The 25,297-nt window shown below is 50.0% G+C and carries 30 protein-coding genes and 4 tRNA genes; 8 read left to right on the forward strand and 26 right to left on the reverse strand.

Translation table 11 applies throughout. The features are described from left to right. Window positions 1–16 precede the first annotated feature (16 nt). From ACL2XP_RS17925 to ACL2XP_RS17950, 6 genes are all read right to left on the reverse strand, one after another. Entirely contained in the window at window positions 17–2,029 is a 2,013-nt protein-coding gene (locus ACL2XP_RS17925; protein WP_413734341.1) for a ClpP-like prohead protease/major capsid protein fusion protein, read from the reverse strand. Further along, window positions 1,977–3,479, reverse strand: a complete 1,503-nt coding sequence (locus ACL2XP_RS17930) for a phage portal protein (RefSeq protein WP_413734342.1) — start codon at window positions 3,477–3,479, stop codon at window positions 1,977–1,979. Before ACL2XP_RS17930 ends, ACL2XP_RS17925 begins: the two co-directional genes overlap by 53 nt. Then, a complete protein-coding gene (locus ACL2XP_RS17935; protein WP_413734344.1) occupies window positions 3,479–3,694 on the reverse strand; it encodes a hypothetical protein in 216 nt (71 codons plus the stop codon). The genes ACL2XP_RS17930 and ACL2XP_RS17935 overlap by 1 nt, the downstream gene beginning before the upstream one ends. Further along, window positions 3,691–5,805: a phage terminase large subunit family protein gene (locus tag ACL2XP_RS17940; RefSeq protein ID WP_413734346.1), complete on the reverse strand. Its 2,115-nt coding sequence runs from the start codon at window positions 5,803–5,805 to the stop codon at window positions 3,691–3,693. The genes ACL2XP_RS17935 and ACL2XP_RS17940 overlap by 4 nt, the downstream gene beginning before the upstream one ends. Beyond that, entirely contained in the window at window positions 5,805–6,299 is a 495-nt protein-coding gene (locus ACL2XP_RS17945; RefSeq protein WP_413734347.1) for a DUF1441 family protein, read from the reverse strand. The genes ACL2XP_RS17940 and ACL2XP_RS17945 overlap by 1 nt, the downstream gene beginning before the upstream one ends. Window positions 6,300–6,590: 291 nt before the next feature. Further along, window positions 6,591–6,911: a hypothetical protein gene (locus ACL2XP_RS17950; RefSeq protein ID WP_413734349.1), complete on the reverse strand. Its 321-nt coding sequence runs from the start codon at window positions 6,909–6,911 to the stop codon at window positions 6,591–6,593. A 401-nt stretch (window positions 6,912–7,312) separates the two neighbouring features. On the opposite strand from ACL2XP_RS17950, the gene ACL2XP_RS17955 reads away from it, so the two are divergent. Next, entirely contained in the window at window positions 7,313–7,660 is a 348-nt protein-coding gene (locus ACL2XP_RS17955; RefSeq protein WP_413734351.1) for a right-handed parallel beta-helix repeat-containing protein, read from the forward strand. A gap of 177 nt (window positions 7,661–7,837) precedes the next feature. Here the strand turns inward: ACL2XP_RS17955 and ACL2XP_RS17960 are convergent, their stop codons facing one another. The 16 genes from ACL2XP_RS17960 to ACL2XP_RS18035 form a co-directional block, all read right to left on the reverse strand. Beyond that, on the reverse strand, window positions 7,838–8,167 hold the full coding sequence (locus tag ACL2XP_RS17960; protein ID WP_413734352.1) for a TonB family protein: 330 nt from the start codon (window positions 8,165–8,167) through the stop codon (window positions 7,838–7,840). Between the two features lie 299 nt (window positions 8,168–8,466). Then, entirely contained in the window at window positions 8,467–8,835 is a 369-nt protein-coding gene (locus tag ACL2XP_RS17965; protein ID WP_413734354.1) for a hypothetical protein, read from the reverse strand. Further along, window positions 8,832–9,329 (reverse strand): lysozyme, encoded by a 498-nt coding sequence (locus tag ACL2XP_RS17970; RefSeq protein ID WP_413734356.1) that lies wholly within the window; start codon window positions 9,327–9,329, stop codon window positions 8,832–8,834. The genes ACL2XP_RS17965 and ACL2XP_RS17970 overlap by 4 nt, the downstream gene beginning before the upstream one ends. Further along, window positions 9,329–9,682: a hypothetical protein gene (locus ACL2XP_RS17975; RefSeq protein WP_413734357.1), complete on the reverse strand. Its 354-nt coding sequence runs from the start codon at window positions 9,680–9,682 to the stop codon at window positions 9,329–9,331. Before ACL2XP_RS17975 ends, ACL2XP_RS17970 begins: the two co-directional genes overlap by 1 nt. Window positions 9,683–9,803: 121 nt before the next feature. Further along, a tRNA-Pro gene (locus tag ACL2XP_RS17980) sits at window positions 9,804–9,879 on the reverse strand. A gap of 50 nt (window positions 9,880–9,929) precedes the next feature. Beyond that, window positions 9,930–10,412 carry a hypothetical protein gene (locus tag ACL2XP_RS17985; RefSeq protein WP_413734359.1) on the reverse strand — a complete coding sequence of 161 codons (483 nt, stop codon included), beginning with the start codon at window positions 10,410–10,412 and terminating at the stop codon, window positions 9,930–9,932. Window positions 10,413–10,608: 196 nt separating this feature from the next. Beyond that, window positions 10,609–10,992, reverse strand: coding sequence for an antiterminator Q family protein (locus ACL2XP_RS17990; RefSeq protein ID WP_413734360.1), 384 nt, complete (start codon window positions 10,990–10,992; stop codon window positions 10,609–10,611). A 16-nt stretch (window positions 10,993–11,008) separates the two neighbouring features. Further along, a complete protein-coding gene (locus tag ACL2XP_RS17995; protein ID WP_413734362.1) occupies window positions 11,009–12,016 on the reverse strand; it encodes a DUF968 domain-containing protein in 1,008 nt (335 codons plus the stop codon). Then, window positions 12,013–12,384 (reverse strand): RusA family crossover junction endodeoxyribonuclease, encoded by a 372-nt coding sequence (locus ACL2XP_RS18000; protein WP_413734363.1) that lies wholly within the window; start codon window positions 12,382–12,384, stop codon window positions 12,013–12,015. Before ACL2XP_RS18000 ends, ACL2XP_RS17995 begins: the two co-directional genes overlap by 4 nt. Continuing rightward, entirely contained in the window at window positions 12,381–15,476 is a 3,096-nt protein-coding gene (locus ACL2XP_RS18005; RefSeq protein ID WP_413734364.1) for a phage N-6-adenine-methyltransferase, read from the reverse strand. The genes ACL2XP_RS18000 and ACL2XP_RS18005 overlap by 4 nt, the downstream gene beginning before the upstream one ends. Beyond that, the gene (locus tag ACL2XP_RS18010; protein ID WP_413734366.1) at window positions 15,473–15,718 is read right to left on the reverse strand and encodes a PerC family transcriptional regulator; all 246 of its coding nucleotides are present in this window, start codon (window positions 15,716–15,718) and stop codon (window positions 15,473–15,475) included. The genes ACL2XP_RS18005 and ACL2XP_RS18010 overlap by 4 nt, the downstream gene beginning before the upstream one ends. After that, complete coding sequence (locus ACL2XP_RS18015) at window positions 15,715–16,062, reverse strand: hypothetical protein (protein ID WP_413734368.1); 348 nt, start codon at window positions 16,060–16,062, stop codon at window positions 15,715–15,717. Before ACL2XP_RS18015 ends, ACL2XP_RS18010 begins: the two co-directional genes overlap by 4 nt. After that, window positions 16,059–17,195 carry a replication protein 15 gene (locus ACL2XP_RS18020; protein ID WP_413734369.1) on the reverse strand — a complete coding sequence of 379 codons (1,137 nt, stop codon included), beginning with the start codon at window positions 17,193–17,195 and terminating at the stop codon, window positions 16,059–16,061. The genes ACL2XP_RS18015 and ACL2XP_RS18020 overlap by 4 nt, the downstream gene beginning before the upstream one ends. Then, window positions 17,192–17,368, reverse strand: coding sequence for a DUF4222 domain-containing protein (locus ACL2XP_RS18025; RefSeq protein WP_413734370.1), 177 nt, complete (start codon window positions 17,366–17,368; stop codon window positions 17,192–17,194). Before ACL2XP_RS18025 ends, ACL2XP_RS18020 begins: the two co-directional genes overlap by 4 nt. A gap of 277 nt (window positions 17,369–17,645) precedes the next feature. Continuing rightward, a complete protein-coding gene (locus ACL2XP_RS18030) occupies window positions 17,646–18,110 on the reverse strand; it encodes a YmfL family putative regulatory protein (protein WP_413734371.1) in 465 nt (154 codons plus the stop codon). Between the two features lie 19 nt (window positions 18,111–18,129). Next, a complete protein-coding gene (locus ACL2XP_RS18035; RefSeq protein ID WP_413732302.1) occupies window positions 18,130–18,345 on the reverse strand; it encodes a Cro/CI family transcriptional regulator in 216 nt (71 codons plus the stop codon). Between the two features lie 97 nt (window positions 18,346–18,442). On the opposite strand from ACL2XP_RS18035, the gene ACL2XP_RS18040 reads away from it, so the two are divergent. Further along, on the forward strand, window positions 18,443–19,087 hold the full coding sequence (locus tag ACL2XP_RS18040; RefSeq protein ID WP_413734373.1) for a LexA family protein: 645 nt from the start codon (window positions 18,443–18,445) through the stop codon (window positions 19,085–19,087). 431 nt (window positions 19,088–19,518) lie between these two features. Here ACL2XP_RS18040 and ACL2XP_RS18045 read toward each other — a convergent pair whose 3' ends face one another. Continuing rightward, window positions 19,519–19,995, reverse strand: coding sequence for a hypothetical protein (locus ACL2XP_RS18045; protein WP_413734375.1), 477 nt, complete (start codon window positions 19,993–19,995; stop codon window positions 19,519–19,521). A gap of 885 nt (window positions 19,996–20,880) precedes the next feature. Here ACL2XP_RS18045 and ACL2XP_RS18050 point away from each other — a divergent pair. The 6 genes from ACL2XP_RS18050 (at window position 20,881) to ACL2XP_RS18075 (ending at window position 24,728) form a co-directional block, all read left to right on the forward strand. Then, a complete protein-coding gene (locus tag ACL2XP_RS18050; protein WP_413734376.1) occupies window positions 20,881–21,249 on the forward strand; it encodes a hypothetical protein in 369 nt (122 codons plus the stop codon). Between the two features lie 35 nt (window positions 21,250–21,284). Then, window positions 21,285–22,112, forward strand: coding sequence for a YfdQ family protein (locus ACL2XP_RS18055; protein WP_413734377.1), 828 nt, complete (start codon window positions 21,285–21,287; stop codon window positions 22,110–22,112). A gap of 116 nt (window positions 22,113–22,228) precedes the next feature. Next, on the forward strand, window positions 22,229–22,846 hold the full coding sequence (locus ACL2XP_RS18060) for a 3'-5' exonuclease (RefSeq protein ID WP_413734378.1): 618 nt from the start codon (window positions 22,229–22,231) through the stop codon (window positions 22,844–22,846). Further along, window positions 22,839–23,237, forward strand: coding sequence for a hypothetical protein (locus ACL2XP_RS18065; RefSeq protein WP_413734379.1), 399 nt, complete (start codon window positions 22,839–22,841; stop codon window positions 23,235–23,237). The genes ACL2XP_RS18060 and ACL2XP_RS18065 overlap by 8 nt, the downstream gene beginning before the upstream one ends. A 244-nt stretch (window positions 23,238–23,481) precedes the next feature. Beyond that, entirely contained in the window at window positions 23,482–23,718 is a 237-nt protein-coding gene (locus ACL2XP_RS18070; RefSeq protein ID WP_413734381.1) for a DUF4224 domain-containing protein, read from the forward strand. Further along, a complete protein-coding gene (locus ACL2XP_RS18075) occupies window positions 23,718–24,728 on the forward strand; it encodes a tyrosine-type recombinase/integrase (RefSeq protein ID WP_413734383.1) in 1,011 nt (336 codons plus the stop codon). The genes ACL2XP_RS18070 and ACL2XP_RS18075 overlap by 1 nt, the downstream gene beginning before the upstream one ends. Window positions 24,729–24,844: 116 nt before the next feature. Here ACL2XP_RS18075 and ACL2XP_RS18080 read toward each other — a convergent pair. The 3 genes from ACL2XP_RS18080 to ACL2XP_RS18090 all read right to left on the reverse strand — a co-directional run bounded on the left by ACL2XP_RS18080 (window position 24,845) and on the right by ACL2XP_RS18090 (window position 25,130). Further along, window positions 24,845–24,931: transfer RNA gene (locus ACL2XP_RS18080), tRNA-Leu, on the reverse strand. Between the two features lie 17 nt (window positions 24,932–24,948). Further along, window positions 24,949–25,022: transfer RNA gene (locus tag ACL2XP_RS18085), tRNA-Cys, on the reverse strand. A 33-nt stretch (window positions 25,023–25,055) separates the two neighbouring features. Then, window positions 25,056–25,130: transfer RNA gene (locus tag ACL2XP_RS18090), tRNA-Gly, on the reverse strand. Between the last annotated feature and the right edge of the window lie 167 nt (window positions 25,131–25,297).

Raw genomic sequence — 25,297 nt, forward strand, 5'->3', positions numbered from 1 at the left:
AGTTTTAGATGAGGGGTTACGCTCCGGTCGATTTGACCAAACCGCGGTAATCTAGGGGGGCAACTCCGGCATCTATGCGCACCTTTGTGGCAATACCATCGGTAGTGAAACCTTCCTGCTGATCAATGTAGGGCTCATCGACGCCGTTTAGATAGGCAACTTCTATGGTGTCAGACCCTGCTGCTGCAGCCAGATACCATGCGGTAGCGCTTTGGTCATCCAAACGAGCTTCCGCAACCACCTGGGCAAAGTTTTGGATGGGGTTTACGATCCCGGCATTTACATCAGCCCCTTTCACGCTGGCCGACTTAATTGTCTGGTTGGCCTGGGTTTCCAGTGCGACGGGAACCAGCATAAATGCTGGTCGAATATTCAGCGCGCGATTCGTACCTGGCGCTTTTTGTTTGCGCATCAGCAACCGAGCATTATCCAAGCTGTTTACACTAATGGCGCCGGTTGACGTATTTTTATGATCGGCGCTGAAAAGATTTTTCCCATCGGACAATTGGGGGTTATCAGTTAGCACCGCATAAACTAAATCACCGATAGTCGCTTTTGCCGCCCGCCCCATTTTCATGGGCACATCCGTTAGCAGATTAAGATCATCGTTGATAATAGCCTGGCGGGTAATAGAGAAAATCTCCCCGTAAGTGGCCAGTGCGATCGGTTCGCCATGGTCGGAAGTGGTGACATATTTGTACTCCGCGCCTTCTCGTACCTTACGCAGAGATGGGAAACCACCGAGACCGACGCGATGGGCGGTTTTAAAGTCAGAAAGCTGGCCTTTTTTGGTCCAAATTGAGAAGGTCTCTTCGGCTTCTTCCCACCCCTGCAAAATGGCTTTATGAGCAACATCCAACAAAATATTGCCGAAATCAGATGTGCTGTGAGAGAAAGCCAGCCCGACCATTTGAACTACGTTGTAGTCGGCCACGCTGATGCCTCGTTCGGTCAGTGACATCCGGGCATATTCGCGCAGAGTCATGCCGTTGAAGACATTTTCTTTCTGACGTTCTTCAAAGCCAGCTCGTGCCATCAATGCCTGGCGAATACCGTCACCTACAAAATTACCATTGCCGGCATTGATATGCAGATTTTGGTTATTCTTGTTGGTTGGCGTGGATTCCTTACCGAGAAGATCGAGTAATTGGTCTTTGGCCATATCAACCGAGCATTCTACGTCTGCAATGCATTCGGCTTGCAGGCCAGTATGCTTGCCGCCGAACATGGCAAACAAATTTTTAATCCCATCCACGCGAGCCTTTTGCTCGGCGACTACCTGAGCACGGATGGTTGTTTCGTCAAGTGTATTTTCCGGGGTCGTGGGGGACCGTCCTGCTGGCTTATCGGTCGCTTTTGGCGGCTTAATCAGGTTGCGCATGCTTTGCGGCATTTTTTCAAACTCCTCAATACGTTTCGAATGAATACAGGCCATAGCCTGCATGGACGGTGCGACTTGATCGGCAAAACCCAGTTCCACACATTCCGCGCCAGACATCCAGGTTTCATCGGACAACATGGTGGCGATTTCTTCGGGTGATTTACCGGTTTTATGCGCATACGCAGGGATCAAGTTGTTCTCTACCTTGTCCAGTAAATCGGCGTAATCCCGCATATCGTTTGCATCCCCGCCCGCTACCCCCCAGGGTTTATGGATCATCATCATGGTGTTTTCGGGCATGATCACAGGGTCACCAACCATAGCGATATACGAAGCCATGGATGCTGCAATCCCCTCGATATGAACCATGATTGCGGCACCATGATGCTTAAGGGCATTAAAAATGGCGATCCCTTCAAAGACATCGCCACCAGGTGAATTGATATGTAAATGAATTTGGGATACCGGCCCCAACGCTTCAAGATCACTGATAAACTGACGAGCACCTATTCCCCAATATCCTATTTCGTCGTAAATAAAAATATGTGCGGACTGGTCATCAGTGGCTTGAATCCGGAACCATGAGCCGGTGGGATTAACCGGGGCCCGCTGCGCGCTGTTGCGCACCTGCGGCTTTTGCTGTGGCATTGCTGCCTCCTTTGTCATTGGCTGGATCGGTGTCAAACACAAGCCCCAGCTTACGGTTTTGTTCAATTTCCGCGGCGCGGCGCCGTTTCACGTCATCCGGATTAGCTCCCCGGGCCCTAACCCAATCGCTCTCGGTAGCTGCGCCACCTCGGAGCAAAATTTTCCACGAAGTCGCCTCTTTGACAGGGTCGATCCATGGCATCACAGGCCCGGAATAAACCGCATTAAAGAGACTGTCCATATCAATGCCTTGTGGCAGTTTGATCTTGCCTGCCGTGATTGCCATTTGCAGCCAGGTCCGGTAAACCGGGCGACTTACCGCGGCTATAAAAGCATCCTGAAGGATTAGGTATCCTTCATTGGCTTCAACTAACTCCTGACGCTGAGCACTGTAGGTACCGTCATAATATCTGGCAATGCTGGAGAAACTTCCTCGGGTACCGGCAGCTACAGCGCGTAATTGACCGTTACGGAAATTTTCAAGATTAGGATTGGGTCGGTCTGACTTGATCATCCCGATGTCTTCACCCGGCTGAAGGTCATCCATTATTATCCCGGGCTGGATATTGAGCTCGCGGTCAGCTGGTGATTGATCGTCTGGGTAGGACTGCCCATCGCCTTTTTTGATGTACATCCCAAGAGCGGCAGCAATGCGTGCCGCCGTTAATTCCGAATCTTCATAATCTTTCAGCGCACTTAGTCGCATCAATACGCCGGCAAATAACGAATTGCCTCTGACCTGGTGCAGACGCCGGGTCAGTTTAAGGTGCAGCATATTTTCTGCCGAGATATCCTTGGTATCCCCCATAAGCATGCCTATTACCGGTAATTGCTTATAGACCAGATATTTAGTAGGCCGGCCCCATGTATTTAGATACACGCCCTGGAGGAGATTTTGTGACTGATCGGTTTTTTCAATCGGGACAAAATCGGGTTCAAGCGCTTCGAGCCAGAATGGGACGCCGGCGACCGGCTCTAAACCCGTGGCGCTTCCTTTTACTAATTGTGCGAACACTTCTCCATCCCGTATCCACGTCCTGGCCATTAATCTTTCCAGAACAGGCCGGGTAAACTGGCCGGTGACGTCCGGATTTACAGACCACTCTCCCCACAACGTACGGATCTGTGCAGCCAATTTTTCAGCTATCTTCCCGTTTTTTAACAGTGGTTGCGGCTCTACGATAATCCCTTTTGCCCCCACGACACGTTCTTCCAGTTTGTCGAGAATCCCGATCACAATGTCATGATTAGCATCAAGCCAGCGAGCCTGCTCACGCAATGAGCGACCACCAAACTGACTCAGTTGGTTTGCATTCCTGTTCTCGCGCTTTGCTTTATGCGTCCGCGTGGGTATTACCGCCTCATAGGCATGGATCATAAGCCGAGAACGCATTCTTGCGGCCTGCCAACCGGGCGAAAAAAAACCAATAACGTTATCAGTCAGGCTCATCAGGGAAACCTCGCCAATTTCCATGGTGAGCGCATGGCCTGGACATTTTTCAAAATCCCCAGACGGCGTTCCCACTCTTTACGACCCGTAATGATCGCGCTTAGATTTTCCATGGTCATCTGCTGCCCGTTAAAAACGATGGATTTACCCAGCAAGACAGCCTGCTCCGCCTCCAGATAACGCTGGATCATCGCCTCAATATCGCCTTGATTCATACCCAGCCTCCTGATGAGTTAACCGGTGCCCACGGCGAATCAACGGGGTTTTCCGGTTCGGATTTCTGTTTAACTATTTTTTTACGGGGCTGGGACGCTTTTACGCGAGCCACAACCAGGGGAGAGAATTCAGTATCAGTTATATGGGTTTCACGACATGCCCATTCGGGGCAGTCCGGCCATCGGATTTTGTCGTAACCTAATAAAATCACCAACGCATGTGCATACACCATCAGGTCAAAGGCTTCGTTTGCACCTTTCCCTGGTTTTTTCCACTTCCCGTCCGGTCCCCTTTCCTCATATGTGAGTTCGTCATAAAACCAGCTACCCAGCCATTCGGGAAAATGGACATAGTTAGGTCCGGGTGTTTCACGCCAGATGGCGTTGTCCACCATGTCTTTTAATTGGTCTGTTTGAAGTTGATACAGCGGGACATCACCGGCAGCTTTCGCGCGGCGGTTTGAGCGGCCGGTATTATCCGGCCAGGTCTGGGTTATCAGTTTGTTTGAGTTCTGACTGGCGCCTTTAAACAAGAATACTTTACGTTTCAGTCCATCGCGCCGGCAGCGGCGCCAAAATTTATACGCATTATCTGTCACGCCATCTTCACCACCGGAATCCACTGCCATCGCGTGTAATCCCATTCGATGAATGGTGTCACCATCTAATGCCCAAGTTTTTTCCAGTACATCAGTGCGAAGTAAGTCCCAGTCTTCGGGGTAACTGGCAGGATCAATAGGTAATGCCTCATCGTCTGGGCCCGGGCGCGCCGAATACCGAATGTTGTAACGGTCAACGACCCAGCGCTCTCCCTGGGCACCATAACCGACAATTTGAACCACAAATCGACGATTGCGCCCACCTTGCACATCCACAGTCGCCACCAGGAACTGGACATTTTCTGGTACCGCTCGTTTTTGCACGCGATCTGACCGTTCCTGGAGAATTTCACCGTGCCGCTGCACCAAGCTTGCTCTTGAAAGGTAAGGCCGCCCCCAGTCTGTATTGATGACAGCTTTAAGTGTTTCCTCGCTTCCAGTTGCCTCGTAGTCCTGTTCAGCGGCCAGCAGTTTATAAATCAGCTGTGTCCAAGTCTGGTAAGCAGCTGCGGGTCCTTCCATCCAAAAAGAGGCAATACGCGATCTCCGGCCTTCACCAATGATATTACCATCCTGGTTACTGCGCTGATCCTCGCGCAGCCAGACACCTTTTATATTTAGCTCCCGCTTCATCTCGGCAGTTATTTTGCCGGCGCAGGATGGGCATGAAATATGTGCGGCCTCACTAGATTTCACCAGATCAGGAAAATCCCGGTAACCGGTCATGGCATCCATTTCTGGCTGAAACCATTCCCCGCAATGCGGGCAAGGCCAATACCAGCGCCTGCGGTCACCGCGGTTGTAAAGCGACAAAATGCCAGTAGTCGGCGGAGCTTCATGTGGGGAACGACGCCGCCATTTAGTGTCGCGAATATCCCGTCCTGGAGAGCTCTCCACCAGCGTCATGCCGGATGACATAAACGTGGTGGTCCTCTTCGAAGCAAGGGAAAAGCCATCACCCTCCCCGTCAATGTCTTCGGGAAAACGGTCATAATCGGTGAGCGCGACACACTTATAGTCGGATGACGACATGATATTGATCGATGGCCAGCCAATCTTTAGATAATTTCCGGCACGAAATGTCTTGTCATGGACGTTATTGTCATTACGACGCGGGCTCAGCCTTTGTGCGACTTCCGGGCTACAACGGAATGTTCGGTCGAGACGCTTTTTAGAATGCTCGCGTGCCTTCTCTTCAGTCATCTGAACGATCAGCATGTCGGAAGGATCACAAACAACGTTGTAAACCACCCATCCATCGATCAAACCAATCGTTTTACCCGTTCGTGAAGGGCCGACAAAAACAACAGCATCATATTCACGTGATGCCAGGCAGTTCATCGGCTCCACGATATAAGGTGTCAGTGATGGGTCCCAAGGAACTGAGTTACCAGCCCCTACCGGTACGCGCATATATTGATTGACCGCATCGGCTACCAGCATCCTTTTTGGGGCGCGATAAATGCCGGCCACATCGCCACGAATGCCCCGTGCTGATGCCCGTTTTGCCATCAATCCTCCTCAGGCACAGACCTACCCTCCTCTGCGTTGGTTTCTATAACCCGCAATGCTATTTGATCGCGCAGGTCGTCTATGATCGTTTGGACCCTGACGACTGCCGCCGCTGTTAATGCGTAATCACGCTCTAGCACATCAGGTAGCGTCTCAAGGACCTGAACAACCGCTTTTGCCATCAAAGAGAATTCCCGCGCGACATCCGCCGCTGGGATCAGTTGCCCGGTATCCTGTTCAAATTTGATCCGCTCATTTTCAGCTTTCCAATGCGCGAGGCGGTTCGGAGGGTCCATTTCGCTAAGGTCGGCTGAAATCGTAGGTATCATCAATTCAGCAAGAATATCGGTAACCGCATACAGCTTGAGTTTGGTATTACTGCCAACCGCTGGAGCGACATTTTTTAAGCGCGTGGCGACCGTTTGACGATGCACCCCAGTGATGCCAGCCAGTTGGTTAATGTTAAGTTTGAATGACGCGAGTTCTTGGTCCATAGCTGGCCCATGATGATGAACAGAATTTGTACAATTCGACATCTTTATAAAACAGGTTACTAAAAATCAATAACCTACACAGATGATGATGATGACCCTAGATCATGAAAACTAGCCGTTTTCCGCGAGTCCGACGCCCCGTGGCAGGTTCCCCCCTCGGGAGGACCCACCAAAATGATAATGATTATCATTTGTATGCATATACCCTTCATTTTGCACATGATTCTTATTATCGTTTGATATTTATGGAAATAATGGCTTACAATCTGGCATATGAATATACAAAATTAACTATTGATACATCTTCACTGGCTGCGGGTTTGGCAGAGCTGACGAATAACTTTCGACAACGCCATCATGATTTAATTTAACCGAAAGCGACTTACCAACGGCCGGGCCAAAAGCTACAGCGTGGCCATAGCTCCATAGGAGAATCTTGTTCCCTTCCGAGTCTATTGTAGTAGCGGAGGGCTGGCCAAACATACTGATAAGTGATTGCTCTGTAGTCACACCTTTCTGAATCTTTTGCACTTCGGTTGAAGAAATATCGTTACCTACAGTTGCACATCCAGATACAGCGAGAAAAATCAAAGGGATAATCATTTTCTTCATGCTCATCGTTTCCTTTTAATTTGTATGACGATGAAACAATATCATTAAAAGACAGGGGATACCCATACTCTTATATCGTAATGGATGTGTTTTTATTAGATCAATATATGCCTTCAGTTTTTCATGCTGCCGTTGAGGCAAGCCGTTTTCAATTGGACCTTGAAATATAAAAAGCCACCAGCAGCCATGCCCAGGGCGGGCTGAAAGGAGTTGAAGATGGCTTTGCTTGCGCATTATCGAGCGTCCACGTATAGGCGCTCTGTAATGTATTTTTTGTGATGTAAATCAATATTTTCCCAGTTCCACTTATGTTACGTTTAAATCGATGAGATGTTACATTTATCAAGACTCTTCAAACTCTAATCACGAAAAGAGTACGATCTTATAAAAAAGGTAAGAAAATGACATTAATAATTGATAATAACAACGCTTCAAATAATGGTGTAGATGGCATCCATATTGGTTCACAAAAAAGAGACATCACCATCACAAATAATACAACTAATAATAACGGTCGTTACGGAATATTTATTCAAGGAGAGAGGGATGCTTTGATCGCCGCAGGATTAAAACCTGAAACTCCTGATTGTGAATTACAAAGAGCTTTCCAAGAGTTAGCACCAATACTTAAATCTCCAATGGAAAAGAAGGAACGGGCGCTAAAGAGAATTGGTTTTACTCAGTGGTTAACGAGGACGGCCGAAATCTCCACTATTATTAGCCTCATTTGCCAAATTTTTCAGAAATAAAAACCAAGATACATCATTTGTAATTAATGATTGCCAAAATTTAAGTCTAGCGTCGCTACCAAGTAATATATTTTTCCATTGTCATTACAGTGCGTCCACGTGTAGGAGCTCTGTAATGGCTTTTGTGATGGCAATAAAAAACCGCCCGTAAGCGGTCATCTTTTGAGACTTAAGGACTTAAATTTTTTCAGTCACGTGAAACTTAAATCTTTTTTTCAGGTTGTGATAAGGTTTGCCCGTCTCAAAACGCCACTTGGATACTGCAATTACCACAGTATCATCAAATAAATACTGTGGTTTTGAGTCAATCAACCTCAATTCACTTACTTTTCCGTCAGGTCCAATATCATACTCGATGTCAACATACCCATCGATTCGATTAGCAGCTGCGTAAGCTGGGTAAGCAGGGGCAGACTTTACCAATTGCTTCGGTGCTATTGGATTACTATTTGGCGTCGAACAAGCAGTAACAAGTAGAATGGCTATGATAAATAATGGTTTAATCATGATCACATCCCGTTAATGAGAATCATTATCATGATAATACATCCATTCTACTTTTTCGATATTTCACTGCACAAATGATTGCAACCACCGTCAGAGCATCTTTGAAAGGTAGGAGCTCTTGCGGTGACTATTTTTGCCGTTCCTGCTCAATCTTGCGAATAGCCGCCTTGTCCTTGTTGCAGTTCTCCACAACGGTATAAAGCTGCTCATTCAGCACAAGGCTGTCACCATATGTCATAGGATCAGGCACTGCCGGCGCCGGGCAATCCTCAGTGAGTTCAGCCGGTATTGGTGCTGGTTTAGCCGGCACGTACTTTATTTGCGTGGTCACGCAACTGCTTAATAGCAGCATCAGGGACAGGCTGAGCGGCGCAGGCATCACCCTTGAGCGCCTCGCGGATGTACACAATCCGGGTCTCGCTATCACGTTTGGCTTGCTCTTTTTCATCTTGGGTTGCCTTGGCAATATCGTTGAACAGCAGAATGGCGGCTTGATAGTTCTTGAAGATAGATTGCGCTTGGTCTCGCTCGCTTATCAGCGTGGCATTGTCTTTTTCCAGCAGAGCCTTGGCTGACGCTTGAATCTTTATAGCCGCGGCTAGCGCGGCAATAATCAGCACCAGGGTAACGACGGAGATCAGCTTCCATTTAGCTTTGAACCAGCTCATACGCCACCCCAGGTACAGACCTCGGTTTCAACCTCGCGCCTGTTCATCAGCCCGCGCCAGGCTTTTCCGCCGGCATATATCCACTTACGTAAATCTGCACAGGCGCCAGCACGGTCACCGGCATTCAGTTTGCGCAATAACGAAGAGTTGCGGAACGCCGTAGCTCCGCAGTTGTAAACGAATGAGTACAGGGCAGCACGGGTAGTTTCTTTGATCGGCACCTTCACAGCTGAATCCACAGTTTTTTTTGCTGGGGCTAAATCCTTCTCCAGCAGCGTATCGCACTCTTTGTCCGTGTACCGCTTGCCCTTGATGATGTCGGGGCCGGTGTGACCATCACAGACAGTCCAGACACCAACGACATCCTGATAAGGGGTATAAACTCGCCCCTCCAGGCTATCACCGCCACCGCCCAGCATCGCCATCGCAATAGCCAGGGCGCCGGCTGGTATGGCCGTGATGATTTTCTTTTTCAGTCCAGACGACATCGCCATTATTCAAGCTCCGTGTCTTTCAAAACTTCATTGACCTTCTGGACCACTTCCCGCGCCTGGCGGACATCGTGATCGGGAGAGTCTTTCAGGAATGTGATGATGGCCTTTGTTCTCTCGCGATCGAATGCCAGTCTGTCCTGGGCAATTTTCCTATTGGCCATATCGCTCTCTTCAGCCAGCTTTCTGCCCAAGGCCAAATTCTTTCGTTTGTCGAGGTATCCAAGCAGCGAAATCACAGCACCGATAATGGCGATGACAAGGTAAAAAAGCTCAAGTGTTGTCATGCCTAATGCACTGGATAGAATTGCAAGCAGCGCCCCGCCGTGGGTCGCTATATCTGAACGTTGATCCATGCGATACATTTCCCACCTCCCGGTATTGGCGGTTGGCGCTTTGAGTTAATAGGGGTTCGTCTCCGCTGCCGTAGGCGCGCGGATGAGGGTTTGTACGTCAAATTTAGCAGGGAGACGAAAGTGGTCAGTCCGGCAGGATTCGAACCTGCGACCCGAAGCATCCAAGGCTCCTACGCTACCAACTGCGCTACGGACTGAAATAAAAAAAGGCCGCCGATTTGGCAGCCTTGCAAAAATAATAGTTATTTTAGTCCAAGCGAGGATCTATGAAGCTACTCATGATGAGTAGTTTAATTACATTATTTACTTCTAAAAAACTGTCTTCTTTTTCGGGATTGGTAACCGCAATATCGCTTTCACCCTCATTTAGAACTACCCGCAATATTCCTTCCTCATACCACATCGCCACAGTAACGAGATAATAATCGCCTCGGTTAGGACCTGGGTGTACAACGGTGCTAATGCAGAAAGTTATGCGATTATTTTCATCTAGCCTTAGCGCTGCAAATGACTGTTGTTCAAATAAATTTTTTTCATTCAAATATACAGTTGACACTATAGGTCGCTCTTGCCCCCTAGAGTCAACCCAAAAAGGTTTTTCTAGGCTGAGGGAATTTTGATAAGAAGCCAGCAAAACACCAGCATCTCTTTGCAGTTTAGCCTTTCTTTCTTGGCGCTTCTCATCAAGATTTTGTCGCTGTTTGCAAATATCTTCATAGGTAATATTCATACTGCTTTCCCAATTTGCATCATTTCGGATCAGCAAAATTATCACCTATTGAGAAATATTTCCGTGATGTAAGACAAAAGAGCCCCGCCGAAGCGAAGTCTTGAGATTGTATAAGCTACGTGACTGAGTAACCACTCTTAGCATGATAATAGCTAAAATTCGTAACGAATACTCTTTTAAGCAACTTTCGCACTTTTTATTTTCCCGTCCATTCATCCATCTCCAGGTGGGCACCAGTCATGATAATGCAGGCATCAATGAATGTTTCGGCAATCATGATTTCCTGCCGGATTTTACCCTCTGAGCACTTACGCCAGCGGGCAATGCAAGACTTTGAGGCGTTGTACATGTAATGGAGTCCGATTAACTCCATTTCATCCACCCGGTTAACCTTACCAAGCATGCCCACCGCCGTGTCAATAATCATGCCGTCATTATCACAGCACGATAGCCTGGATTTACCCTCAGAAGGGAATAATCCCTTAAAGCCACCAGCTATGGGCGACCAGTCAACCTCGCTGTTCTCGCCACTGGCCGCCCAGACGCCCCACCGCTCTAACACCAGTTGAATATCACGCATTGTTTTCTCCACAGTCTTATTTTCTGCCGGTGGCAATGATGCCTATAGCCAGAGCTTTATCCAAAACACGCAGCAGCATTGCCGGTTGGCTATCGTGCCCATGTTCAAATGTCCGCATATCCCTATGTAGCTCGTCGTGGCAGCGCCTGCACAGCGGTATCACGAAGAGGTCATGCGCTTTCGTTCCCATCCCACCCTGTCCATAGCCGATGATGTGGTGCGGATCGTCCGACGGGTTTCCGCATCCCTCGCACGGCTGGGATTTTACCCAGCGAGTGTATTGTTCATTCACCCAACGCCGGCGTTTTGGCCGCAACATCAGCGACTCAGGCGATTCCGGATCTATCTTTAAGGCCAACACCTGTTTTGCTTTTTCCTCCAGCACGCTAGTGGCCGGTACTGACGGCTGGATATCGGCCTCCTTCATCACTGGCATTATGGCTTCTGGGGCCGGCCATTTGAGTACACGACGCGCTGGCCCTTCAGGCATAGCCTGAATGACCTCATTCAATACAGCCCACCAGCACAGTTCAGGCATGGTTATCTGGTGATGTTCAGGAAACATAAACGCGATCCGGGCCTTATCCAGTATCCACTCCGCTAGGTTGCGGTTGGCAATTTCCTCCAGTCGCGGCGATGTCATTTGCCGTAAAATCCCGTCGTGGTGCCAGCACAGCCGCACCGATCCAACACCGTACCGCTGCAATGTCATGTTGGGGTTGTGATAATCGGCCGTGGGCCACTGGCAGGTATCCGCTCGCACCATGAGCCATGATTCAAGAGAACCCACCCCGCCCGCCGCGGCAATTACCCGGGCGTCAGTGAAAAACTCTAAGAGCGCTGGATCATCTGCTAGCGCCTGGCTGGTGTCGGCCATCCCACCAGCAGGCAAACCTTTCATAAAATCCGGCTCATTGCTGATCAGTACCCGGCCGGCAGTGAACATCGGTAACAACTCTCGCCCGGGGCGGAACATTACCAGGCCCAGCTCGCGCTGCAGGCAGGGAGTTAACAATGCCCTCATGCTGTCATCTCCCTGATCGTTATCTCGGCTTTGCCACCAATGGTGACTTCTCCCCAGCGCGCCGAAAGCTGCTTAACCTGGCTATCGTCCTGCCAGATGCCGGCATGCGTCAGCGCGTCGAATAGCGCTTTGAAACAATTATCCAGATCCCGGCGCGCGCGGTTCGGCGGGTATAGCACCAGTTCGATAGACAGATCATGGCACAATGCTACGGGCATCCGTCGCAGTTGTTCTAGCACCGACGCCAGAACATCTGTTCGGTACCGGCGTCCGTTCACGCTGATTAGATGCCGGCCAGCTAGCGCCCCCTGATTCGGAGCGCGCCAGTAGCTGTTTACGCTGGGTGGGAATGGCAAAGTTAAAATCATGCAGCCACCCCGCTTATGCGTGCCACTTCACGCCGAATCTGAGCCAAGAACGCTTCACCATGCGACTCTAATTGATCACGGCTGACGTACCCCATCGCCGGGCCACTCCACGATTTATCAAACACAGCGACCGCGCCAGCAAAAAAGGCGCTCGATGGCTCTTGGCTTTTGTCGGCTGGCCTGTACCAGGCAGGGACATCGAAACCAACACGACCACGGATAAACGAAATGTGATCGGCCCGTTCTGGCCACCAGACCTCAGACGTTGCCGCCTTTATGAGAAAAACATATCGGCCGCCCCTTTCCCGCATTTCCGCTGCGTAGGCCATGATGTGGCGCATACCAGTGATATATTGCCCTTCGTGCTGGCTGGCACGGGAGTATGGCGGGTTAGCAAACGCGGCCCCATTGAGTTCCACCAGGCGGGATGACCAATCCTGCGTTAGAGCGTTATCCTCGGCGGAGTAAAACGCCTCGCATTTTGCATTGCTCTTATCGGCAAACAGATCCAGCACTAGCGGCCCAAACATGGCGTTAATGCCCCAGAACAGCCGATCGGGAGTACGCCATTGGTCGCCTATTTCTTTCAGTTTATGGGTAGGCGCGTCCCGCAGTTGGATCAGCTTTTGAATATATTGATTGATGGGCGCAATTTGAATTGCCGTTTTTCCCTCCATAACCTCTTGATCTGTCCCGATCTCGCAAGAAAATGCCTCGCAAGATTCAGTACAGGAGCCACTGTCATAGCCACCAGCACCCTTGATCGTAGCTGCAATTTCCTCCCGGCTGTGTTCTGAGTACATCGCGATAATCGACTCAAGTGAGTTATTGTTCCGGTACATGATTTTATTTTCTTGCTGACGCCGATCGACAACACGCACGCTATCGCTGGTTATCACATCAATAAAATCAACAGCCATTTGGGGTTCATCACGCGTGGCCAGGGCAACTTTATTGATGCCTTTTTTGATGCAGAAAACGCAATTACCCAAATGTTCCGGCAAATCGAGGTCGAAAGGTTTCTTCTTCCACCAATCAAGCACATCCTTTTTATCGAAGTCGCTTATATCCGCCAGGTAACTGATGCCCTCATGGGGTTTCAAGCGCCGGGGCTCATCCGCCCGGATGCCAATCCATTTATGGAACCCATCGGCAAAATTTTCTTTGCAATAGCGATCGAATGGCTCAATTTTCATGGTGCGGGTGCAGAACGCGCCGTGAATATAGGGTGTCCCGTACTTGGCGCATATATCGCGCCAAACCTGCAAGTCATACCCAATTTCATCCACTGAAATAAGCTTGTAGCCATTGGCCTGGCCTAATTCGGGATTAATGACCACGCGTAAACAAATCAGGTCAATTTTCCAATGATTGACGATGTTTTTAATAAACTCATATGTTTTCGGATGCTCTGCGCCGGTGTCCATAAAGACATAACGTACATCTTCGCCAGCAATGCGGCGCAGCTCCATGAGATGAACGAGATAGGCAGAAGAACGTCCGCCTGAGAAACTAACAACTTGGAAAATACCCGGCGGTGCCGGCGCGACCTCGGCAACTGCAGCAGCTATGCGCTGGCCAATCCATCGCATCACCGGCACAGCCATGCTGTTGCCAATTGCGCGGTAGCGTGGGCCATCGGGACAAAGGTCGGCAACCTTTCCACGCCAGGGGACATTTGTGTAGTCATCCGGCATACCCTGCAGGCGCTCACACTCACGTGGCGTTAAACGGCGCACACACATACCCCAGCCAATCGCCCCCACCCCCATACCGGCCCGGCCACCGTTCGGCGTCAGCAAAGCATTAGCGGTACCATCATTACGAACCTCTACGGTTGAACCGTCATCACGTCCACGGATGGCCAATGTGAAAGGTTCGCTGGTGGCCACCGCTGGATAACTCTGCCCGGGTTTACCCCCTCCGGTAGACAACGGTCCAGCGATTTGTCCATCGCCATTCTGTAGCCTGATTTCAGAGCGATTGTTTTCAGCGAAGGCGATCGCGGTTGGGTTTCGGGACATAATCGCCGGCGAAAGGTTTTCTGTCGTCGCTGCTTGGGTACCACTCATACGCTCAGGAAATGCCAGGGCGAAAGTGTCTACGTCAAAATCAAGATGCTGCCCATGGGTTGTAAGGCACGCAGCAACATCAATCTCGCCTGATGTATTGCCGCCACCGAAAGCAACAGGCACCAGCAACCCACTTTCTGCATCCTGCTGGGTAGCGCTGCCGGCCGCTTTGCCCGACGCCTGTAATGTTCCAGCAATCAAATGTCCTGCCAGCGCCTGATTGTCATCCGCGCCACATGTCCCAACGCCATTTGCGGTGAGCGCTGAAACGGGGATCAATCCTCCGTCGCAATCAAAGTCTGTTCCAAGTCCGCCACCCGCCGTAGTGCGACTGCTAATAGTTCCGGTAACTGTCTGCCCCGTTTCTCGGCTCGGCGGAGTATCCCGGCGCACGCCTTCGAACTCAAAAAGTATTTCTGCGGTATCGATGTCCTTTCGAGCACTTGCGACAACGAACACACGGCAGCGTCGTTGGGCCACTTCGAAATATTGGGCATCCTTGATGATCCACGCGATTGTTCTTTGGGGGCCATACACACAACCAGCGTCCGACCATTTTCCCCCTGGCGGCTGAAGTTCCTCGCTTTCTCCGGCAAGTCCAGCCAGAAAGCATCCGAAGGCGTTGTCTTTGCTGCTGAGCACTCCGGGGACGTTTTCCCAGACGAAGATTGCTGCTTTTTCACCGCGTTCCCGGCGTTTTTTGTCGATTGCATTCGCTAATTCCACGTATGAAAGAGTTAATTGGCCGCGGGCGTCTTCAAGGCCGGCGCGCAGTCCCGCTACAGAAAATGCCTGACAGGGTGTGCCACCCACCACCACATCGGGGGCTTCAACCTCTCCGGATTCCACCTGGGCGGCGATAGTGGTCATGTCGCCAAGATTATTTACAGCCGGGTAGTGGTGGGCAAGAACAGCACCGGGGAAAGGCTCTATTTCGCTGAACCACGCCGGAGACCAACCTAGTGGTTTCCACGCCAGGGTCGCCGCCTCTATGCCGCTGCAAACTGATCCATATTTCATACAACCACCCCCATGTCGGTATGATCCACCAGCTTTGCTTCTCTAATTCCTGAATAGTCACCACAGAAGAAATTACCGTAAGTGATGCAATGCGCGCGTCGTGCAGCCAGGATATCGCGCTGCCTCTCTTGGGTATGAGGCGTTATATCAAGCACTACTAACCATTGGCGGGCGGCACGGCGCCATAGGCGGGCCGCTTCCAACCGTTTGGCCCGGGCGGTTTCTATTTCAAGGCGCGTCATGCTGCGGTCTCCTGTTTTGCCGCCACCAGCCGGTAGAAGTGGACTATCTTGCCGCTCTCCACATCTTTGATGGGCAGGCGTTCTTTCCTCAAACCATGGATTTCTGGTTTAACCTCGCGCAGCCTGGCGCTGATTGCGGGCTGTGTGTCTGCCACGCCGTACATTTGCAGCACCAGCAGTTCCAAGTCACGCAAGGTGCGCCACGCGGGACCGGCTGCGGCATGCATAACCCGGCTAAACTGTGATCCTTCTTTCTCTCTCAGATAACCGGCGCGGATCAGGCTGCGGATGCCGGCGTTAATTTCCGCGCGTTCAAACTCGTCTACTGGAATAATTATTTTCATGCTGCTTTACCCCCACTCAGGCGTTGGCTGCACTCGGCCCAGATTTTGTTCCATGTGGTCTTTGCGAAGTCGGCCCGCATGGCTTTTACACTGGCGCCGTCGGCCTCTTTTCGTGCGGCGGTTTCAACTGAGCTTTTTGACTTGTTATCCAGGGTGAGTTTGAAATAACGCTTATAGGCAGCTTCGCGTTCGGCATTATCAATTTCGGCATTTGTCGTTTTTTCAGGGGATACAAGGCGCAGGGTTAATTCGTCCCACTTCTCACGTAGCTTGCTTGGACTTAAGATATTTTTTCGCCAAAAAGAGTCGGCTAAAACACTCACATATTTTTCGCAGATTTCACGGTGGGAATGGCCATCGATTTCCCTCATCAAGCGAACTTCATTTGCCCAGTCAGTCCAGTTGGGCTGTTTTGGCGATTTGGCTTCGATGCTTTCATACAGAGATTTGATTTTTTCAAACAGCCAGGCGGCACAGTCCACATCCTTCTGCGTTCCCCATTTCCGTGATGTTGCGTTGTAGGTCGCAGCGTCAGGGTGCAAAGACAAAAAATTGTTATTCGATTGCGCGTCGGGGGATTCGCCAGAATTCTCCGACGAGAGGGTTTTAATAATCTGTAAGTTAGGATCTGTGTAGTGATCTGTATAAAGAATAGGTTCCGCGACTTCGCGGTTAGGGTTCCGCGATTCTGCGGAATGGGTTCCGCGATTCTGCGGAATGGGTTCCGCGACTTCGCGTTTCCCGTTCCGCGATTCTGCGGAACCCAGTAAATCCGGGAATATTTTAGCTATTAAAGCGTCACCATCGATACGGTAATGCGTTTTTTTGGTGCCGTTTACCTTGCGCTGCGCTATTTCCACTACGCCAGGTAGCCACCTACAGACTTTTTTAACTAGGCGATGTACCTGATCCGAACTGACGCCATGAATTTCGCTGGCGAGCTCCGCGTGCTCTTTGTAAAACCAACCATCGTTCAGATCAGATTTACCCGACCAGAACACCAGTTGGTTGAGAATTGCGCCCAAAGCGTGGGGCTGCTGGTCATCGGCAAAAAAATCTATGTACGGGACAGGGATCGTGATGCTGTTCTTCTGGCCCGACATAGCCTGAACAATTTCAAATATCCTGCTCATACCAACCTCGTGAATTTCTTCTTGAATTCTTTAACCGGCAGCGCGCATTCATAGGCATATCCATCTCGCATGAAAATGACGCGGCTCTTATCTGGGTCCCAGCCGATAACATGGATGCGAATCCCATACCTGTCCTTGTAAATGCGATCCAGATCGACACGATGGTCAGCCATGCCATGACCTCCCCTTGCTCGTTGAATTCTCGCCAGGCGGTTTCCAGATCTACCCGTTCCGTTACCGGCTGGTAGTTGGCGGGTTGGCCGGGCTGATTTAAGATGCAGTCATACGCAAAGGGCTGATCCCGGTCGGAATTAACGAAAGGTCGGCAGCGGAATTGCCTGCCACCAGCGTTTACCGGTAAACTGTTCATGCGTTGATAACTCCACACTTTGTTTTCTCCGCGCCGACGCCCTGGGCTGCACACTCGGGGCGTCAACTTTTCTGGTTTGGTCATTTGCGCGATCCTTTCTTCTTGCCAAACAGCGCCAGAATTGCCCTGATCTCCTCTTCGCGCGCTGCCAGGTGTTTGGCATGGTGAACTTCAATTTCTGCCGCTTCATCCTCATCGATTACCCCATCGGTAAGTGCCAACTGGATGATCATGTCAACCCGGCCACGTTCGGCGGCGGTCCTGATGCTTTTTTGAAACAGCTCTACCTGATCCAATTCTTCAAACTTCGGCACGTCTACGAACATCCCACCGCGGCGCCGGGCGTAATATTCCGCCACCAGCGAAGTGCCGGATATATCCTCCATTGCCTCTAGTTCGTGGTTTTCAAAAAAGCGGCAACCGTTTTTCTCGTACAGGTTGTTGTTAAATTGGGTGATGGTCATGCCCAGGGCACCAGCCATAGCAGAACGACCACCGGGATAGGCTTTACACATTGCTTTGACGGTTTCTTTGATGTCTACCATGTTGATTTTCCTTTGGTAGTTAGTTCTGGCCTTTTAAATCTGTATTCTTTGCATACAACGAGGGGTTATAGATAAGTGCCCCTTTGGTGCGATATGCAGCTTCGGTGGCCCTGCCTTTGGGTATCAATTGGCCCGGTCGTTTTCTCCATTGGTAAAATGCTTCAGGGGAAACGCCGAAAAATGCAGCAATTTTTAGCGGGTCACCGAAATACTTTTCCAAATCGGTAGTAGTCATAACGCCTCCATCCTAAAAGAATTTAGATATTATTAGCTAATTTAATTTTGGTCAATAAAAACTAAGATTATTTAGGTTTTATTTTGAGGGCTAATCTGTGGTTACTCTAGGACAGCGTGTAAAGACGCTTAGGAAGGATCGTAAACTTACCCAATCACAGGTGGGTAAAGCCTTGGGCGTTAGCGACGTCACAATAGGATATTGGGAAAGGGATCTGAATGAGCCAGGCGGGAAATCGCTGACAAATTTAGCAAGGTATTTCGGGGTTAGCGAAGAGTATCTCCTCTATGGCAAAAATGAGGAATCAAACGTTATGCCCGCATCTTTAGGTACCACCAGCATACCCATCATAAGTTTCGTGCAGGCTGTGGCTTGGAGTGCGGAGAGCGATGCCCGCAGCCTCGAAGGGAACGTTGATTATATACTTACTGACCAGAAATTATCTCCCAGCTCGTTTGCGTTGCGTCTGAAGGGCCGGTCAATGGAACCAGAGTTTACCGAGGGTGACATCATCATTGTCGATCCCGAGATAGGTCCTATACCCGGTGATTATGTTGTCGCAAAAAATGGTTCTCACGAGGCAACCTTCAAGAAATATCGGTCGCGTGGCATAGACGCCACAGGCGATGAAATCTTTGAATTGGTCCCTCTGAATCCAGATTTTCCCACTAAAAGCTCTCAAACAGAATCCATCTCGATCATAGGTGTTATGGTCGAACACCGTCGTTTCAGACGTCGTTAATCCCTACCTTCGTCCGCCGTCAGCGGACAAATAATTAATAAACTAAATATGTTTAGTTTTATGCTTGACGTTTAAACTAAATTATTTTAGATTTTAATCATTCGGAACCAAGCTCAGGACAAGTTATGAAAGATCTGGCAAAGCTCGGATGGAAGTGGTGGGCAACCTTGATCGGGATTCTGGCCTTCGCCGTTACCTGCAATGTGCCCTGGGAGCTGATGTGACCTTTGCCCCCGTTACACGGGCCCATCGGTAACACGGATGATCTTCTGATAGTAAAAAGCGCCCTGATGGACGCTTCGCTCTTTAACAATCTGGATATCCTAGCCTACAGCAAATAAATACTGTAGTGGAGGCTATAGACTTAACGCTTGGTTTTAGGTGGGGCTGGCGGTCTAGGCCTTGGCGGTATGTGTCCACCAGCAGGAGGTTTAGCCATCTTTTTTTTCCTTGTGAGATGGAAGATCACCGGCAAGCCAGGCTACAAGGTTATGGGGAAAAGATAGGGTGTCTTTGCATTCCCTTCCCATAGCTATTGATGCCCTTAAATGTGCCGATTCTTCCAATGTTTGCCATGGGTTGCTGTCCGCATCCTGAATTTTCAAATACCGGCTTCTAAGCTCTCCATCTGACATGTCACTCATTTCAATGAGTAAGCGCTTGTATTGCCGCATTTGTTCTTTTGATAGACCGGCTTCTTGACCAAACTGATAAACCAGTTGAATTACGGATAGGAAGGCAACACCGATACCGAAAATGAATAAATTGCTATAAGGTGCGAAAACAGAAAAACCTAGGACGATCAGCAGTAGAGTAATAAATTTATCGATTCTCGTGAGTAGTCGGCAATTCATCTTTTCGATAAAAAATGAATAGTACACATCAAATTCGAGATCATCACGAGTCATATTTAACCTCAGTCGTCGTCTTCTTTTGGTTTAGGCGGCGCCGGAGGCCTTTGCTTTAAAGGCAAATGTTTTTCCTCGTAGCCGTCTTCTCTGTTTGCTTTAGACATAAAAGCAACTCCTTCATGTTGTTGGGGATATCCAGATTAACCTAATCCTTGTTGTTGGGGAATAGCAGGATCCACTGCCGCCTGAGGTGGAGAAGTATCCAGGCTCACAACAGGCAAGAGCATTAACGCAGGTTGGCATGTTCGGGGGCGTTCGTGATTAACCTGCAGTGCTCTTACCGTTGTGGTGATTAACGCCCGGTACCAATAGTACGCAGGGTAACAGTCAGGATGGGGACTGGAGGGAAACGCCATCACTGCCATCTGAAAGGGTGGCCGCCACAACCGCCAGTTGATCCAGGGCGTTATCTGGTCAGTGAGCTGCAGGCACTCTCGATGGCAGTGACGGCGGGAAGTAGACCGCCGCCCGGTCCCCGTTAACGGACCACCACAATCAAAGAGCGCGGGCGTGCAAAACCGTATCCGACTGGCGCAAGGCTAAATTTCCGGCCTAGATACATCAATCCCAATGATGGCGCCATAAAGTGGGAAGTTCGCTCTTTTTGATTGTGGTGAATGTGCAGGCTTGAGGCAATTCAACCCTGCTGGTCGGGATCAGCTCCGGCCACCACAAACCTATCACTGTTGGAGGTGATGTTTTATTGCTGTGTAGTCCTTGGCGGCCGCGTCGATTCTTCAACTCATAAGGGGTGAAGATAATGTTCTGGTTGACGTATGCCGCCCTTTTTCCGCCTGCATAGGCAAGGGATATCGCCCTGCCCTATGTGTGTGGAGTATCAACCGCGGCTGTGCAGCGCCGCTATCAACGAGGGCTTAGGCCATGTCTGAAGACCGTATGACTGATGTAAAGGAGTTTATCTCCGATCTGGACGGGGGTGTATTAGAAAATAAGATCGCCGCCGCCCTGAATACCGCCGCGCTGGGCGTACTGAATAATGGCGGCAAAGGTAAAGTGGTTGTTGAGCTGGATTTTTCCCGCATGAGTAATTCCATGGAGGAAAAACGCGTAATGATTGTTCACAAACTTAAATATGTGTCCCCCACGCCGCGCGGTAAAGCTTCCGAGGAAGATAGCACCGAAACCCCAATGTATGTCGGCCGCGGCGGCAAGCTCACGATTATGCAGGAAGATCAGGGACAGCTTTTCAGCATGAAGGGCGATCCTGACGGCAAGCTCCGCGCGCAGTAACTAACCATCAGCATCTTAAATTGAGAGAGTAACCTATGACGCAGCAAGTCGATTCAACCGCCATCAAAGAGATCCGGGATATGGTCCTGGCGCAGGAACTGCAAAAAACGCTGGATACCGCAGATTGCCCGGCGTTGGCTCTACCCGAAAGTATGCAGATCAAAAATCTGGAAAGCCTAGGAACAGGTCGCTATCGCTTCCGGGGCAAACTGGAAACGGCCAGCATTCCCGATTTTACCCGTTATTGCATAGGCTTTGCCGGCGAAGGCGTGCGTTGCTTTATTGATGGCGATGATATGCGCGCGGTGACCGTTTTCAACCTTGGCACACTGGACAAACCCGGCCACGCTGATAACACGGCAGCACTGAAATTGAAAAAAACTGCCCCGTTTATTTCCCTGCTGAATATTGACGGTCAGAAAAACCGCCAGAAAGAACTGGCCGAGTGGCTGGAAGATTGGAGCGAATATCTATTGGCATTCACTGCTGATGGCGAAGTGCTGGATATCAAAAAGGCGGTCGCCGGGATTCGGCAGATCACCATTGAATCCACCAGCAGCCAGGATCATGAAGACAATGATTTTAGCGGTAAGCGTTCTCTAATGGAAAGCGTGGAAGCGAAAAGCAAGGCCATTATGCCGGCGGCGTTCGAGTTTAAATGCGTACCGTTCGAAGGACTTGGCGAGCGTCGTATCCGCCTGCGCTACAGCATTCTCACTGGCGGCGATGTCCCGGTCCTGGTTCTGCGCATTGTACAATTGGAAGCGGTGATGGAGCAGATTGCCGTTGAGTTCCGCGATCTGCTCGTGGGCCAGTTTACCGACACCACTGTCGAAACTTTTATTGGTGAATTTAAAGCGTAATTTTTCCGCTTATATTGATGCCCCGCCCGGGGCATTAATATAACAAATTTCCATTAATTATTGCCTTTCGGCAAGGGTTTCGCTCAACCTTAATTCCGGAGCTAGGATATTTCGCAATGATAAATACCATCGTTATCGATACCGAAGATTTGGATTTAGAACCCTCGGCAGTGATCCTATCGATCGGCGCTTTTGCCTTTGATGTGACCAATACCAGTGAGGCGCAAAACAATATTTTGCAGGTTGCCCGTGATCCGGAACTGGCAGTTTATTCCCCGCATGCTTTTTATGGCCTGGTCGATACGTTTGATCAGTTGATGATGTGCCGATCGGTCAGCCTCCAAACCCAGCAATGGTGGCGCAACCAGGCCGAGGACGCGCACGAAGCGCTGGCTGGAGAACGGCAAAGCCTTGGCAGCCAGCTGTTGAATCTAAGCGGCTGGATATCTCAGCACCGCGAAGCACGCATTTTCTTTCGGGGAACCGATTTTGACGGATCGATCCTTGAGCATGCATATCGTATGTATGGAATAGAGTGCCCGTGGAAATATAACGGTAAACGCGACGTTCGCACCTATATTGACGCAATGACGCATGGGCTCAGGGGATACCTGAAAGACCACCAGCCTTGTTTTGCCGTTACCAAACACCATGCATTGCATGACGCGATGAACGATGCCGAACAGATGTCCATAGCCTATCAACTCAACAGCCATGCGGTGGCCAATGTTTAAACTGGCGAAATGCACATGTCCTTCTGGCGACGGATCACTGCGCTGGCCTTGTCTTGTACATCCGTCGGCCGCGTCTAATGAACGTCAGGCATTCGAACAGTGGTTAGCCAGCGATTACAGCCCGGACCATAGCGGGCACACCAGCGTGGCGGACGAACATGCTTTGATAGAAATCTTCTGGCACGTCTGGCAGGCACGCGCCATGCTCGTGGCCATACCTACGCCAGTGAATATGGAGCTGCGGGCGGAACGGGCTGCCATGGCTGTTATCAATTGGCTTTACGAAGGAATGGATGGCCCTACAGTCAACCTTATGAAGATAAATGTGGAATCCATTATTTTTGCGGTGCTGCACGGGGAGGAAGGATGTCAATTGACTACGCCAATCTGAAAACAGACTATGCAGCCGCGGCGGCGGCCGGCGATAAATTTTATCTCGGTGCAGAATGTATAAAGCCTGGCCATGGCCGCCTTCGCTACGTTACTGGTCGGTCATGTCGGGAATGCACGCGAGATAAATGCGCCCGGCGCCGGCTAAGCGATCGGTCGAGCAGGACAGATCATGATGGTTTTACCAGGCGGGTTTTCGTCTTGGGAAATCCAAATCGCTCATTGAATAATGCATGATGGGAGATATGTCCATGGCAGAAAATGATCATGACATCATTAGCGACGACGATATCGAACGTCTCACAGGCTACAAATTCCCGGCAAAGCAGTGTGAGATATTGCGCGATGCTGGTATTTTCTTCATCACACGCCGCGATGGAAGGCCCCGTACCACCTGGCGGCATTTCAACGATCCGCTTGCATTTCGTGGTAGGCCGATTGGTGATTCAAGCGTAGAGCCAAATTTCGGAGCCCTTGACTGATGGGAAGAAAAAGAAGCAACCCAGCAGATAATTGGATGCCCCCGCGAACATGCAGGGGCAGATCGGCATATGAATTTAAACCGAGATTAGGCGGCACGATCAGGTTATGCGGCTTTGAGTCTACGCCGGCGCAAGTCTGGGCGGCGTATGAGTCACTCATCAATGACCAAAAGGACGAAAGTGTTTTCGATGGACTCGTTGCGCGCTTTTTTACATCGGGTGACTTTTGTGAATTAGCCACTGAAACGCAAAGAGATTATCGGAAATATGCGCTTAAGGTCTTATCAGTGTTTGGATCTATGCCTCCGGACAGCATCAAGCCTGAGCACATCCGCAAATACATGGATAAGCGCGGCGTGAAAAGCCGCACGCAAGCGAACCGTGAAAAAGCATTTATCTCCAGGGTCTTCCGGTGGGGATATGAACGGGGGATGGTGAAGGGAAACCCGTGTAAGGGTGTTAAACAATTCAAAGAAATAGCCCGGACCAGGTACATAACCGATAAAGAATACGATGCCCTTTATAGAGTCTCCCCTCCCGTAGTGAGAATCGCGATGGAATTGGCATATCTTTGCTGCGCACGGCAGGCTGATATTTTAGATATGAAAAAAGGGCAGTTGATTGAAGAAGGAATACTGATCCAGCAAAGCAAGACCGGCGTTTCGCAGATCAAGGCTTGGGGGCCGCGCCTAAAATCTGTCATTGCCGGTGCCAATTCATTACAACTCAACCCGGGGATGAGTAGCTTATATGTCATCCACCAGCCATCCGGCGCGCGCTATACAAGGGACGGTTTCAACAGCCGCTGGCTCAAAGCCAAGCAAGACGCAAAAACAGCCTTTCCAGACCTCGATTTTAATTTCACTTTTCATGATCTGAAGGCTAAGGGTATCTCTGATTTGCATGGTTCCCTATCGGAAAAACAGCAGATTTCAGGCCATAAAAACGTGGCTCAAACAGCGCGATATGATAGGAAAATTGCGATCGTCCCAGCGGTCGGAGATCAGTAAAACATAAATAATATTATGAAAACATATTATGAAAGAGGATTTTTGGGCATAAAAAAACCGCCTATCGGCGGTATCAACTTGCTCATACTACTTTGTTTTTATTACGAATTCTGGTGTGGTACCCGGGACGGGACTTGAACCCGTACAGCCATAAAGCCGAGGGATTTTAAATCCCTTGTGTCTACCGATTCCACCACCCGGGCGTCGAAATTTTTAAAACTGGAGGCGCGTCCCGGAGTCGAACCGAGGTGGGCGGATTTGCAATCCGCTGCATGGCCACTCTGCCAACGCGCCCTTAAATGCCCCAAGAAGGCTTCGTTGCACATCTGGAGCGGGAAACGAGGCTCGAACTCGCGACCCCAACCTTGGCAAGGTTGTGCTCTACCACTGAGCTATTCCCGCATCGATGAAACTACTGATTCTACTTGCTTGTTATTACTGCTTTGTTTTTACAATTATCTTCGGCAATCGGTCGTTGCTTTCGATGCGTTGCATTCTACTGACCTGACGTGGCTAGTCAATAGAATTATCATGCCAGTGCGCTCGTTTGTTGATTTTTACGGCGCTTC

The sequence above is a fragment of the Sodalis sp. RH21 genome (assembly GCF_047324175.1).
Lineage (GTDB): Bacteria > Pseudomonadota > Gammaproteobacteria > Enterobacterales > Enterobacteriaceae > Acerihabitans.

Bases quoted from the DNA above. Each gene is read 5' to 3' on its own strand.
- ACL2XP_RS17925 (WP_413734341.1), bottom strand. From the start codon at position 2,029: ATGCCACAGCAAAAGCCGCAGGTGCGCAACAGCGCGCAGCGGGCCCCG.
- ACL2XP_RS17930 (WP_413734342.1), bottom strand. From the start codon at position 3,479: ATGAGCCTGACTGATAACGTTATTGGTTTTTTTTCGCCCGGTTGGCAG.
- ACL2XP_RS17935 (WP_413734344.1), bottom strand. From the start codon at position 3,694: ATGAATCAAGGCGATATTGAGGCGATGATCCAGCGTTATCTGGAGGCG.
- ACL2XP_RS17940 (WP_413734346.1), bottom strand. From the start codon at position 5,805: ATGGCAAAACGGGCATCAGCACGGGGCATTCGTGGCGATGTGGCCGGC.
- ACL2XP_RS17945 (WP_413734347.1), bottom strand. From the start codon at position 6,299: ATGGACCAAGAACTCGCGTCATTCAAACTTAACATTAACCAACTGGCT.
- ACL2XP_RS17950 (WP_413734349.1), bottom strand. From the start codon at position 6,911: ATGAAGAAAATGATTATCCCTTTGATTTTTCTCGCTGTATCTGGATGT.
- ACL2XP_RS17955 (WP_413734351.1), top strand. From the start codon at position 7,313: ATGACATTAATAATTGATAATAACAACGCTTCAAATAATGGTGTAGAT.
- ACL2XP_RS17960 (WP_413734352.1), bottom strand. From the start codon at position 8,167: ATGATTAAACCATTATTTATCATAGCCATTCTACTTGTTACTGCTTGT.
- ACL2XP_RS17965 (WP_413734354.1), bottom strand. From the start codon at position 8,835: ATGAGCTGGTTCAAAGCTAAATGGAAGCTGATCTCCGTCGTTACCCTG.
- ACL2XP_RS17970 (WP_413734356.1), bottom strand. From the start codon at position 9,329: ATGGCGATGTCGTCTGGACTGAAAAAGAAAATCATCACGGCCATACCA.
- ACL2XP_RS17975 (WP_413734357.1), bottom strand. From the start codon at position 9,682: ATGGATCAACGTTCAGATATAGCGACCCACGGCGGGGCGCTGCTTGCA.
- ACL2XP_RS17985 (WP_413734359.1), bottom strand. From the start codon at position 10,412: ATGAATATTACCTATGAAGATATTTGCAAACAGCGACAAAATCTTGAT.
- ACL2XP_RS17990 (WP_413734360.1), bottom strand. From the start codon at position 10,992: ATGCGTGATATTCAACTGGTGTTAGAGCGGTGGGGCGTCTGGGCGGCC.
- ACL2XP_RS17995 (WP_413734362.1), bottom strand. From the start codon at position 12,016: ATGAGGGCATTGTTAACTCCCTGCCTGCAGCGCGAGCTGGGCCTGGTA.
- ACL2XP_RS18000 (WP_413734363.1), bottom strand. From the start codon at position 12,384: ATGATTTTAACTTTGCCATTCCCACCCAGCGTAAACAGCTACTGGCGC.
- ACL2XP_RS18005 (WP_413734364.1), bottom strand. From the start codon at position 15,476: ATGAAATATGGATCAGTTTGCAGCGGCATAGAGGCGGCGACCCTGGCG.
- ACL2XP_RS18010 (WP_413734366.1), bottom strand. From the start codon at position 15,718: ATGACGCGCCTTGAAATAGAAACCGCCCGGGCCAAACGGTTGGAAGCG.
- ACL2XP_RS18015 (WP_413734368.1), bottom strand. From the start codon at position 16,062: ATGAAAATAATTATTCCAGTAGACGAGTTTGAACGCGCGGAAATTAAC.
- ACL2XP_RS18020 (WP_413734369.1), bottom strand. From the start codon at position 17,195: ATGAGCAGGATATTTGAAATTGTTCAGGCTATGTCGGGCCAGAAGAAC.
- ACL2XP_RS18025 (WP_413734370.1), bottom strand. From the start codon at position 17,368: ATGGCTGACCATCGTGTCGATCTGGATCGCATTTACAAGGACAGGTAT.
- ACL2XP_RS18030 (WP_413734371.1), bottom strand. From the start codon at position 18,110: ATGGTAGACATCAAAGAAACCGTCAAAGCAATGTGTAAAGCCTATCCC.
- ACL2XP_RS18035 (WP_413732302.1), bottom strand. From the start codon at position 18,345: ATGACTACTACCGATTTGGAAAAGTATTTCGGTGACCCGCTAAAAATT.
- ACL2XP_RS18045 (WP_413734375.1), bottom strand. From the start codon at position 19,995: ATGACTCGTGATGATCTCGAATTTGATGTGTACTATTCATTTTTTATC.
- ACL2XP_RS18050 (WP_413734376.1), top strand. From the start codon at position 20,881: ATGTCTGAAGACCGTATGACTGATGTAAAGGAGTTTATCTCCGATCTG.
- ACL2XP_RS18055 (WP_413734377.1), top strand. From the start codon at position 21,285: ATGACGCAGCAAGTCGATTCAACCGCCATCAAAGAGATCCGGGATATG.
- ACL2XP_RS18060 (WP_413734378.1), top strand. From the start codon at position 22,229: ATGATAAATACCATCGTTATCGATACCGAAGATTTGGATTTAGAACCC.
- ACL2XP_RS18065 (WP_413734379.1), top strand. From the start codon at position 22,839: ATGTTTAAACTGGCGAAATGCACATGTCCTTCTGGCGACGGATCACTG.
- ACL2XP_RS18070 (WP_413734381.1), top strand. From the start codon at position 23,482: ATGTCCATGGCAGAAAATGATCATGACATCATTAGCGACGACGATATC.
- ACL2XP_RS18075 (WP_413734383.1), top strand. From the start codon at position 23,718: ATGGGAAGAAAAAGAAGCAACCCAGCAGATAATTGGATGCCCCCGCGA.